Here is an 8,511-nt window from a genome sequence, read left to right as displayed (position 1 = left end):
CATTCTGATTATCGGAAAGATAATCTTCGATAAATGCATAGGTATCCATGGCCCTGTGTCTCCTTTCTGCAAACAATGGTAGGCTGCAGGGCCAATTTAATTTTTACAGAAGATTTGTTACGTTACCAGAAAGAAGAACTCATTCATTTACACATGCTCATGGTTACCGTAAAGAAGTACTATGAAACCATGACCGGCGACGCTGTATCGACTCAAAAGTACGACTCTCTTCTTATCTCCCCTGTTCATATTCACAAGAATAAAAATTCACATAAAGAAGCGCTCCTGACGCTTGCTGAAGAGATAGTCGAGCGGATTCATGAGCATCCCGGCTCCATCCGGCCGGAATACCATACAAAATCTGCTACTTCTGTCCTGATTAAAAACTGATCCTATCATGGATGATTATACCGCTTTCCGGGAGATCATCTCCCGGCTTTCTTCTTCAGATACTCCTGATGATATCCAGAGGATCAAGCTCTCTGTCTGCCGGGAATTCCAGCTATCTGCATTTCCAAAAAACTCTGCCATCCTCCTTGCAGCAGAGCCGCATGAACGGGAGCACCTTCGGCGTATTCTTCAGGTAAAGCCAACCCGGACCCTCTCCGGGGTCGCTCCGATAGCGGTGATGACATCGCCGCATCCCTGCCCCCATGGTATCTGCCTCCCCTGCCCAGGAGGGCCTGAGCATCTCTTCCAGTCCCCCCAGAGCTATACGGGAGAGGAGCCAGCGGCCCTCCGGGGCCGTGAACACGGGTATGACCCGTATGAACAGGTACATGCCCGTCTCTCCCAGTTTCGCCTCCTTGGCCATCATGTCGACAAGGCGGAGCTGATCGTGATGGGCGGGACGATCACAGCCCGGGATCCGGCATACCAGGAATATGTTATCACCCAATGTCTCAGGGCGATGAATGACTTTCCGGATCGATCTTCGGTAGACTACGGGTATGAAGAGGCTGCACTCGCTAACGAGTCCGCGGCGGTACGGTGCATCGCAATTACATTTGAGACCCGGCCGGACTGGTGCAGGCGCGAGCATATTGAAAAGATGCTCTCCCTCGGGGTGACGAAAGTGGAGATCGGTGTCCAGCACCTCCTTGATGAGATCCTGTTATATAACCGGCGTGGCCACACTGTCGAAGATTCAATCGAAGCCAACCGCCTCCTCCGGGATGCAGGGCTGAAGGTCGGGTTCCATGTGATGCCGAACCTCCCTGGAAGCGATATCGCAAAGGACCGGGAAATGTTTTGCAGGCTCTACTCCGATCCCAGCTTCCGGCCGGATTTTCTGAAGATCTATCCGACGCTTGTTACTCCGGGATCAGAGATCGAGGAGCTCTACAATCGCGGAGAATATCTCCCTTATGATGAGGAGGAGCTGATTGCACTTGTGGCATATGGCAAGGAGCAGCTTCCTGAGTATACGAGGCTCCAGCGGATCCAGCGTGATATCCCGGCAAAGCTGATCGTCGCCGGTTCACGCCATGGTAACTTCCGTCAGCTCGCACAGAAGTATCTTGAAGCCGCTGGTAAGCGATGCCGATGTATCCGGTGCCGGGAGATCGGGCGGAGCCCAAGCCTGGATACAGGCAGCGTTAGAACGATTGGGTATGACTGCTGCGGGGGTCGCGAGTTCTTCATCCAGGCAGAGGCGGGAGACTCCCTTATCGGATTTGTAAGGCTCAGATTCCCAGGTTCTGTCTTCTCACCTGAACTTGAGGGTGCTGCCCTCATCCGCGAACTACATGTGTACGGGAGTATCGTCCCGATATCACGTGATCCAACAGGCAGTGAGCGGCAGCACAGCTCATATGGTAAACTTCTCCTTGAGGAGGCAGAGGAGACGGCCCGATATGGAGGTTATTCAACTGTTGCGGTGATGAGCGGCATCGGCGTTCGCCCCTATTATGGTAAACAGGGCTATGTACGAAAAGGACCATATATGCTGAAGAGGCTGTCATGAAACCTGCAACTGTTGAGTTCCTCAGAAACCGGTTCTCTGACTATTATTCCGGTTCACTGAAGATGACCGCTCCCCTGCGGGTACCGGAGGCGCTCGATTCACGGGAGTGGGGGTTCATGTTCTTTGGTACACGAAATACTCCTGGTATGCGGCGGCATCTCTCCTTTCCATCAAAAGACGAACTCTTTTCGTACCTCGGGTCGATGACTCCTGCCCATGTCTACTACTCAACTGCCTATTACGAGCACCCTGCAGCCCCGACGATGGATGATAAGGGGTGGAGCGGAGCTGATGTTATCTTCGATCTCGATGCCGATCATATTATGCGCGGCCCCTATGATCGGATGCTCTCCCGTGTGAAAGAAGAGCTCTTCAAACTGATCGATATGCTCACCAGTGAATGTGGGGTCGATCCTGCAAAAGATCTCTCCATCGTCTTCTCAGGAGGACGGGGATATCATATCCACCTGCATTCGCTCGCAATGCGATCATGGAAGAGCGGCGAGCGGCGCGAGCTTGTCAATTATGTCTGCGGAACCGGGCTATCGCCATCTGTACATCTCGCTGATCCGGATCGCTCCGACCGTGGCTGGAGGCTTAGGCTGAAGGATGCGATCAAGGCAACGCTTGCGGAAATCCGGGTTCTCCCAGCCGATGATCAGGTTAAAGCTCTCTCTTCTGTCAAAGGGGTTTCAGCATCTGGTGCTGTCGAATTCCAGAAAAGGCTTGATCGGATGATACGATCTGTTGAGGCTGGCGATTACCGGCCCTCTCTCCATGATCGTGTGATCCAGGCGATGTTTGAGGATACAGACAGTCTCCTGACAAAACATATCCGTAACCGGGCAGTTCTGGCCGACGAACCGGTGACAACGGATATCAAGCGGCTGATCCGCCACCCTTCGTCTCTCCATGGGGGAAGCGGTTTCCTTGTCACTCCCCTTGATCTCCGCGATCTCGACAGCTTCGACCCATTGATCGATGCTGTCGTCTTTTCAGAGCGGCCGGTCCGGATCAACTCGTCATTTGAGACGACGATGCCGATCCTCGGGAATACGTACACCATCTCAAAAGGGGTCAATACCGTCCCCGAGGCGCTGGGGGTTTTCCTCTGTGCACGTGGAATAGCTGATTTTGAAGGAGGTTTTGGATGACCATCTCGTTTGACCGTGTCAGGTCCATCCTCTTTGACGAACGTGCTAGCGGTGTCCTGACCGAGATACCCCCGGATCTCTATGTAAAGGTGCATGAGGAGATCGAACTGATGTATAAGGAACTCTATGACTCAGGCGATCCGCTCTCTGATCGTTCGCAGGATATGATCCGCCAGGTTGAGAGTTTTAAATCATATATCCAGGAGATCTTTTCGATCCGGACCGGCAGGATCATCGAACTGGCACTTGCAAAAGGGAACGGCGATACCATCGATCGTGAGGTGCGCCGGATGATGATTGCCGAGGAGCAGGCGCTCTTTGACAGCGTTGCAAAAGCTGTCCAGCATGCACGGGCAGAGCTGATCGATCCCCGCTCCAGAAAACCCACGCTTATCGTTGAGACCGAGATCCCGGAGCATGAGGAAGAGGCTGAGGATGATGTTGCCCCACGGGGCCTGAGCCTGATCCGGCTTATAGCCCCGATTGAGCCATTCATGGGGATTGACGGCAGGACCTATGCGCTTCAGAACGAGGATGTCATATATCTCCCCTCGCCGAATGCGACTGTCCTCTGTGACCGCAACATAGCCTTAAATATAAGAATTCGCAAATAAATATGGTATTCGGGTTCCTGAAACAGAGGTATTTTTCATGAAAAGACCAGCAAAATTCAACACATATTGTCCGTTCTGCCGGACACACACGGAACATGAGATCGAGAAAGTGAAGAAAGGAAAAACCACAGGTCTTCACTGGATCGACCGCGAAAAGGCACGGAGATCCCGTGTTGGAAATATGGGCAAGTTCAGCAAGGTTCCGGGTGGCGATAAACCAACAAAGAAGATTAATGTCCGATACCGCTGCAAAACCTGCAAAAAAGCCCATCTCAGGAAAGGGTACAGAATTGCAAAATTCGAGCTGACGGAGTGAGTATTAATGGTAGTGTTAAATCGTGAGAACAGAAGCAGTTTTGTCAAAGTAAAGTGCCCTGACTGCGAAAATGAACAGATCATCTTTGAGAAGGCAAGCACCGTCGTCGACTGCATCGTCTGTGGGACGGTACTGGCAGAGACAACCGGCGGCAAAGCACTGATAAAGGCTGAGATCGTATCACAGTTTGAGTGATTATCTGATGAGCGAGAGGTACTGGCCCGAAGATGGAGAACTGGTCGTCTGCACCGTCGTTGATGTAAAGGACTTTGCAGCGTTTGTTACACTGGATGAATATGAAGGACGCCAGGGTCTCATTCCGATCTCCGAGATCGCGCGTGGGTGGATCAAATATATTCGAGACTATATTCGTGAAGGGCAGAAGGTTGTTTGCAAAGTCCTTCATGTCGACACCTCACGCGGGCATATTGACCTCTCCTTAAAGGATGTCAACGATCATCAGCGGCGTGAGAAGATCCAGGAATGGAAGAACGAACAGAAGGCGTATAAATGGATAGGATTTGCGGCTGAAGTTGCTGCAATCGATCCCGCAAGGATCATCGAAGCGCTCCGTTCCGAATATACGATGATATATCCGTTCTTTGAAGATCTTGTCGTTGTAGGTGAGGAAGTACTTACCCGATTTGACTTTTCCGATGAGGTTAACAAGGCGCTGATGGTCGTTGCAACAGATAATGTCAAGGTTCAGAAGGTGACAATCTCCGGAATCATTGATATGATGTCTGATAAGCCTGATGGAGTCAATGTAATCAGGAGGGCACTCAGAAGTGCCGAGGCAAAGATCCCGGGAGTTGAAGTTGAGATCACCTATCTTGGAGCTCCCCAGTACCAGATCAAAGTAACCGCCCCGGACTACAAATCGGCAGAGAAAGCCATCGAAAAGGTCGCGGCGAATACGATTGGTGTCGTCGAGCGGGCTGGCGGATCCGGAAAACTGATCCGAAAACAGAAATAATCCGGTTACTATGAGAGGCCGGATGAGACGGTGCACTGAAGATGGCACCTATACTCTTTCTCAACAATGCAAGGTCTGCGGAAGACCGACAAAGCCGGTTCACCCGCCACGTTTCTCTCCGCAGGATCGATATGGAAAGTACAGGAGGCAGATGCGAAGATGGATCCGGTAACAATCTCCTATGCTGTTGAAAAGACAGATGATTACAGGGCTTCGATTTTGATCGAGGGCCTACCCGGTGTCGGCCACGTCGGCAAGCTTGTAGCCGACCATATTGTTGATGAGCTGGATGGCGTCCTCCTTGCCAGGATCATCTCGCACCACTTTCCCCCGCAGGTATTTATTAATAAGGAGGGTGTGGTCAATCTCCCAAAAAACGAGCTCTACCTGGTGAAGACAGAACCCCCGCTACTTCTTCTGACAGGCGACTGCCAGAGCACCTCCCCAGAGGGGCACTATATCCTCACTGAAGAATATCTCAATCTCGCTGAACTGTTTGGGGTCACACGGATCTATACTCTTGGCGGATATGGTGTCGGGCGGCTTGTCGATGAACCCCGGGTCCTCTGTGCAGCTGATCGGCCGGAGTTGATCGAGGATGCGGTAAATGCCGGTGCGGTATTTGCACAGGAAGAGCCCCCCGGTGGGATCATCGGGGCTGCCGGCCTTCTTATCGGCCTTGGAGCAATTCGTGGTATGGAGGGTGTTGCGCTCCTTGGTGAGACGTCAGGATATCTGGTCGATCCGATTAGTGCCGGTTCTGTCCTCTCGGTCCTCTCACAGATGATCGGCATCGATATCGATCCCTCACGCCTTCAGGAGACCGCAGCGGAACTTGAAGGAGCGCTGGAAAAGCTGAAAGAGTCCGAGCAGGATCGCGAGCAGGAAGATCTCTCCTATATCGGATAGATATGGCAGGGATTGCAGCCGATATCCATATCCACTCCTGTTTTTCGATGGCAACGTCGAAGGATATGGTTCCTGAACGTATCCTCAAGGGATGTCAAACGAAAGGGATTGCTGCAATCGGGACCGGGGATGCACTTCACCCAACATGGCGGCAGATGTGGGAGGATGTTTCAAATGACTCTGGTATCATCATCCTCCCCACAACCGAGGTAGAGGATGAGAACCGGGTCCACCACCTGATTGCAGCAGAGACTCCTGACTCATTTGCAGTAATGCAGGAGTCATTCACTCCGTTTTGTTCCCACCTTGAAACAGCGGGTCGGCCGCATATCCGGCTGAAGGGAGAGGCGATTGCGAAAATTGTCCATGAGGCAGGTGGGTTTATCGGACCTGCCCATGCCTTCACGCCGTGGCGATCGATCTATGCCGCATTTTCTTCGCTTGCTGACTGCTATGGTGACGAAGAGGTCTCTTTTCTTGAGCTCGGCCTCTCGGCAGACAGCCGTGATGGTGCCGGGATTGAAGAGCTTGCGAAAATCCCGTTCCTCACCAACTCGGATGCCCACAGCCCCGTCCCGGAGAAGCTCGGCCGTGAATGCACCATCCTTGATCTGCAGAGAATGGATGTATCTTCCCTCCTATCGGCGATACGGGAGGGCCGGATCCTGATGAATATCGGGTTCTTCCCCGAAGAAGGCAAGTACAACCGGACCGCCTGCACCCGCTGCTTCCACCAGTATACGCTTGAGGAGGCAGTTGATCTCAAATGGCGCTGTCCGGATGATAAGGGGAGAATCAAGAAAGGCGTCTCGGATCGCGCCCGCGAACTCTCCGGGAAAAATGTTACAAAACGCCCTCCCTATATCCATATCCTCCCTCTTGCCGAGATCATCGCAAACCGGCTCGGCACCTGCTCTCCACGGACGAAGAAATGCACTCTCCTCTATGATGAGCTGATCGAAACGTTCGGTGATGAGCTCTCTATTCTGCTCCATCTTCCCACAGATGAGATCCGATCGGTTCATCCGGGCGTTGCCGATGCCATCGCCGCCTTCCGTGAGGGGAGGGTGACCCTGCATCCGGGCGGCGGCGGGCAGTACGGGACGTTCTCATTCTGATTGTCTTCTCGTTGCCATCGCAATAAAAGCCTCGGCAAATCTCCGCGTGAAGTAGATATGGGTGTATCCGGCGGTTATATTTCCCTCGACGATCCCATCCTTTCCGTCCATGATCCCTTTTCCTCTTGTGAGGGTGAATGCATACCGGCACCCGCTATCGGGGTAGAGGGCTGAGTAATGGAACTCATGGCCACGGAACCCGAGATTAGCGGGAAGAAGGGAAGAGTCTCCTGTGACGATTCCATCCACGTATCCGAGTGCCTGGAAACGGTTCATCATCTCAGTATCTCCCGGGATGGCCCCCACACCGGCATACTTCCCCTCTGCTGTCTTCAGCGAGCGGGAGAGATAGATAAGCCCCCCGCACTCCCCGAAGATCGGAAGGCCATTATCGGCGGCTTTTCGAATATCGTTTCTGCAAGGGCTTTTTTCAAGGGCTGCCGCATGGAGTTCGGGATACCCTCCGCCAAGGTAGAGTGCATCCACATCCGGGAGCGGATCTGTGATAGGTGAGAAGAATGTGAGGTCTGCTCCTGCTCTCCTCAGCTTTGTGAAGTTTTCGGTATAATAGAAGCAGAATGCCGCATCCATCGCAACGCCGATCCGAAGATGCGGTTTGCATTCACACTCATCATCGAATATGGTACGGAGCGGGGGGGCAGCGGATGCCGCTTCTATGATCCTACCAATATCACAGCACTCTTCAACGATTTTCCTGCTCTCCTGCATCCCCTCTCCTTCACCGGCCATCATCAGGCCGAGGTGTCGGCTTTTTACCTGGAGTTCGTCCCGGCGTGGAATCCATCCAAGTGATTGCAGATTTCTGTCAGTTCCGATCATCTCCCGGTGGTGATCTGATCCCCCGCGGTTGTAGATAACGCCCGCAAAGGAGACTTTGGGATCATAGGTTGTGTACCCGAGGATCATCGCATGGACACTCCGGCTCATCCCCTTCACATCACAGGTGAGGATCACCGGGCAGGAGAGGATCCTGGCGACATCGGCAGTGCTTGACTCGGCGGTTCCCTCGACACCGTCATGGAGCCCCATAACCCCTTCGATGATGGCGATATCTGCACCCTCTGAAGCAGAGATGAAGGTCCGCAGCACCTCATCCTTTCCCATCATGAAGGGGTCGAGGTTCCGTGAACTTCTCCCGCAGATCCCGGTATGGTGGGTCGGATCGATGAAGTCGGGCCCGACCTTGAAGGGCTGGACAACAAGACCCCGTGCGGCAAGAGCCCCCATCAGCCCGGTGGCTATCGTCGTCTTCCCGCATCCGCTATGGGTGCCAGCGATGATAATTCGTGGGATCTGTCTCATTTTTTCTGGCAATGAACGATTCACTCCTTGTTCAGGGCGTTTGGTGCGGGAACAGAAATATACTCTGGTCAGCGATTGAAAAGAGTATATTTTTATAACAAGTAAAACTTATTTAGATAAAACAAAATTGGTGTA

General features: G+C 52.8%; 11 protein-coding genes. 10 read left to right on the top strand and 1 reads right to left on the bottom strand.

What is annotated here, in order from left to right; all coding sequences use genetic code 11:
• Positions 1–159 precede the first annotated feature (159 nt).
• The 10 genes from FTO68_RS11990 to FTO68_RS09210 are packed head-to-tail and all read left to right on the top strand — an operon-like array spanning position 160 to position 7,053.
• Positions 160–390: a UPF0058 family protein gene (locus tag FTO68_RS11990; RefSeq protein WP_438362305.1), complete on the top strand. Its 231-nt coding sequence runs from the start codon at positions 160–162 to the stop codon at positions 388–390.
• A gap of 7 nt (positions 391–397) precedes the next feature.
• Positions 398–1,966, top strand: coding sequence for a tRNA uridine(34) 5-carboxymethylaminomethyl modification radical SAM/GNAT enzyme Elp3 (locus tag FTO68_RS09250; protein ID WP_255333113.1), 1,569 nt, complete (start codon positions 398–400; stop codon positions 1,964–1,966).
• Entirely contained in the window at positions 1,963–3,120 is a 1,158-nt protein-coding gene (gene priS / locus FTO68_RS09245) for a DNA primase catalytic subunit PriS (RefSeq protein WP_255333112.1), read from the top strand. Before FTO68_RS09250 ends, priS begins: the two co-directional genes overlap by 4 nt.
• The gene (locus FTO68_RS09240) at positions 3,117–3,734 is read left to right on the top strand and encodes a hypothetical protein (RefSeq protein WP_255333111.1); all 618 of its coding nucleotides are present in this window, start codon (positions 3,117–3,119) and stop codon (positions 3,732–3,734) included. Before priS ends, FTO68_RS09240 begins: the two co-directional genes overlap by 4 nt.
• A 37-nt stretch (positions 3,735–3,771) precedes the next feature.
• The gene (locus FTO68_RS09235) at positions 3,772–4,050 is read left to right on the top strand and encodes a 50S ribosomal protein L44e (protein WP_255333110.1); all 279 of its coding nucleotides are present in this window, start codon (positions 3,772–3,774) and stop codon (positions 4,048–4,050) included.
• Positions 4,051–4,056: 6 nt separating this feature from the next.
• Positions 4,057–4,245, top strand: a complete 189-nt coding sequence (locus FTO68_RS09230; protein ID WP_255333109.1) for a 30S ribosomal protein S27e — start codon at positions 4,057–4,059, stop codon at positions 4,243–4,245.
• A 7-nt stretch (positions 4,246–4,252) separates the two neighbouring features.
• On the top strand, positions 4,253–5,026 hold the full coding sequence (locus tag FTO68_RS09225; protein WP_255333108.1) for a translation initiation factor IF-2 subunit alpha: 774 nt from the start codon (positions 4,253–4,255) through the stop codon (positions 5,024–5,026).
• A gap of 10 nt (positions 5,027–5,036) precedes the next feature.
• Positions 5,037–5,198 carry an RNA-protein complex protein Nop10 gene (locus FTO68_RS09220; protein WP_255333107.1) on the top strand — a complete coding sequence of 54 codons (162 nt, stop codon included), beginning with the start codon at positions 5,037–5,039 and terminating at the stop codon, positions 5,196–5,198.
• Entirely contained in the window at positions 5,186–5,935 is a 750-nt protein-coding gene (locus tag FTO68_RS09215) for a proteasome assembly chaperone family protein (RefSeq protein WP_255333106.1), read from the top strand. The genes FTO68_RS09220 and FTO68_RS09215 overlap by 13 nt, the downstream gene beginning before the upstream one ends.
• Positions 5,936–5,937: 2 nt before the next feature.
• Entirely contained in the window at positions 5,938–7,053 is a 1,116-nt protein-coding gene (locus FTO68_RS09210) for an endonuclease Q family protein (protein ID WP_255333105.1), read from the top strand.
• On the opposite strand, the gene FTO68_RS09205 is transcribed toward FTO68_RS09210, so the two are convergent.
• Positions 7,045–8,388 (bottom strand): cobyrinic acid a,c-diamide synthase CobB, encoded by a 1,344-nt coding sequence (locus FTO68_RS09205; RefSeq protein ID WP_255333104.1) that lies wholly within the window; start codon positions 8,386–8,388, stop codon positions 7,045–7,047. The two genes, FTO68_RS09210 and FTO68_RS09205, sit on opposite strands and share 9 nt — an antisense overlap.
• Between the last annotated feature and the right edge of the window lie 123 nt (positions 8,389–8,511).

The sequence above is a fragment of the Methanocalculus taiwanensis genome (genome assembly GCF_024372745.1).
Taxonomy (GTDB): domain Archaea; phylum Halobacteriota; class Methanomicrobia; order Methanomicrobiales; family Methanocorpusculaceae; genus Methanocalculus; species Methanocalculus taiwanensis.
The sequence above is the reverse complement of the archived record's forward strand: the minus strand, read 5'-3'. Positions and strand labels throughout refer to the sequence as shown.

Coding starts and splice junctions, on each gene's coding strand:
- FTO68_RS11990 (WP_438362305.1), top strand. CDS start 160: ATGGTTACCGTAAAGAAGTACTATGAAACCATGACCGGCGACGCTGTA.
- FTO68_RS09250 (WP_255333113.1), top strand. CDS start 398: ATGGATGATTATACCGCTTTCCGGGAGATCATCTCCCGGCTTTCTTCT.
- priS (WP_255333112.1), top strand. CDS start 1,963: ATGAAACCTGCAACTGTTGAGTTCCTCAGAAACCGGTTCTCTGACTAT.
- FTO68_RS09240 (WP_255333111.1), top strand. CDS start 3,117: ATGACCATCTCGTTTGACCGTGTCAGGTCCATCCTCTTTGACGAACGT.
- FTO68_RS09235 (WP_255333110.1), top strand. CDS start 3,772: ATGAAAAGACCAGCAAAATTCAACACATATTGTCCGTTCTGCCGGACA.
- FTO68_RS09230 (WP_255333109.1), top strand. CDS start 4,057: ATGGTAGTGTTAAATCGTGAGAACAGAAGCAGTTTTGTCAAAGTAAAG.
- FTO68_RS09225 (WP_255333108.1), top strand. CDS start 4,253: ATGAGCGAGAGGTACTGGCCCGAAGATGGAGAACTGGTCGTCTGCACC.
- FTO68_RS09220 (WP_255333107.1), top strand. CDS start 5,037: ATGAGAGGCCGGATGAGACGGTGCACTGAAGATGGCACCTATACTCTT.
- FTO68_RS09215 (WP_255333106.1), top strand. CDS start 5,186: ATGGATCCGGTAACAATCTCCTATGCTGTTGAAAAGACAGATGATTAC.
- FTO68_RS09210 (WP_255333105.1), top strand. CDS start 5,938: ATGGCAGGGATTGCAGCCGATATCCATATCCACTCCTGTTTTTCGATG.